Origin of the sequence: Taishania pollutisoli (assembly GCF_014518315.1) — a bacterium.
GTDB lineage: Bacteria > Bacteroidota > Bacteroidia > Flavobacteriales_D > Crocinitomicaceae > Taishania > Taishania pollutisoli.
The window spans coordinates 1-1,326 of record NZ_JACVEL010000035.1; the positions used below are offsets into that span (position 1 = coordinate 1).

Genomic DNA, 1,326 nt, shown 5'->3' on the forward strand with positions numbered 1-1,326 from the left:
TGTCTCGTCCTGAAATAAGTTGACACAATTTATTTCATATGACATATAGTTCAGAACCTTCAAAGGTTCGCCGTAGTCAAAGAGACTACACATTAGCTTTTAAGCTACAAGTTATTTCCATGGTTGAGTCTGGTCAATTTACTTATAAAGAAGCTCAATCTCATTTTGGTATCCAGGGAAAAAGCACAGTATTGAATTGGTTGCGAAAATTTGGTAACTTAGACTGGAAAATCCCCATTGCAATGAATACTCCCGAATCAAAAATCAAGGAACTGGAAGCAAAACTTCAAAAGCTCGAGAAGGAGTTAAAAGAAGAACGCTTAAAACGTGAGATGTCTGAAACCATTCTTGAGGTTGCAGAAGAGCAGTTTGGTATTGCGATTCGAAAAAAGTATTCACCCAAGCAATTGAAAGATTTATCCGCAAAAAAGCAGTAAGTCTTTCAGAAGCCTGTCGATTGTTTGGGTATAGCAGGCAAGCTTATTACAAGCAGAAAACAAGTTATCGTACTCACATTACACGACAACAAGATGTCGTATCTATGGTGATAGAAAAACGTATGCGTATGCCTCGTTTGGGAACCAGAAAGTTATATCATATTCTTAAGGAAGGTTTCCGGTCAAAACATCTGAAAGTTGGACGGGATCAGCTTTTCCATATTCTTCGTGTAAATCATTTGTTGGTTCGTCCACGTAAATCTTATCACAAAACTACAAACTCCAAACACTGGCTAAAGAAGCATAGCAATAAGGTCCAATCATTAAAAATCATTCATCCGGAACAAGTTTGGGTCGCTGATATCACTTACATTCCAACTAAAAGTGGGCACAACTATTTATCCTTGATCACGGATGCCTATTCCAGGAAAATTATGGGTTATCATTTATCTGAAGACTTAAGAACTGAAGGACCTCTGAAAGCTTTAAAAATGGCACTTTCCAAAAGAAGACTTAACGGATCGATTATTCATCATTCGGATCGTGGACTACAGTATTGCAGCTATGAGTATCAGCAGTTATTGCAACAAAACAACTTAATCACAAGCATGACAGAAAGTTATGATCCTTATCAAAACGCACTGGCAGAAAGAGTGAATGGCATTTTAAAAGATGAGTTCAATCTTGAACAAGGATTTAAAGAGCATGTGCAGGCCCTTCAAGTTGTCAAGGAGTCGATTCATATTTACAATACAGAAAGACCTCATTATGGGTGTAACTTAAACACTCCGGAATTTGTCCATAAAAACAAAAGTCTCGAGTTTCAGAAACTCGAGACTTTAATGTAGTTTTGCTTTATTAACCTGTCAACTATTTTTAGGACTGGTCA

At 37.2% G+C, this 1,326-nt stretch carries 1 protein-coding gene; it reads left to right on the forward strand.

All coding sequences use genetic code 11. The features are described 5' to 3' along the window. Nucleotides 1–38 precede the first annotated feature (38 nt). A protein-coding gene (locus tag H9Y05_RS16145; protein ID WP_216714897.1) for an IS3 family transposase occupies nucleotides 39–1,285 on the forward strand; the annotation gives its coding sequence in 2 pieces (ribosomal slippage) (nucleotides 39–420 and nucleotides 420–1,285; 1,248 coding nt in all). Nucleotides 1,286–1,326: the final 41 nt, after the last annotated feature.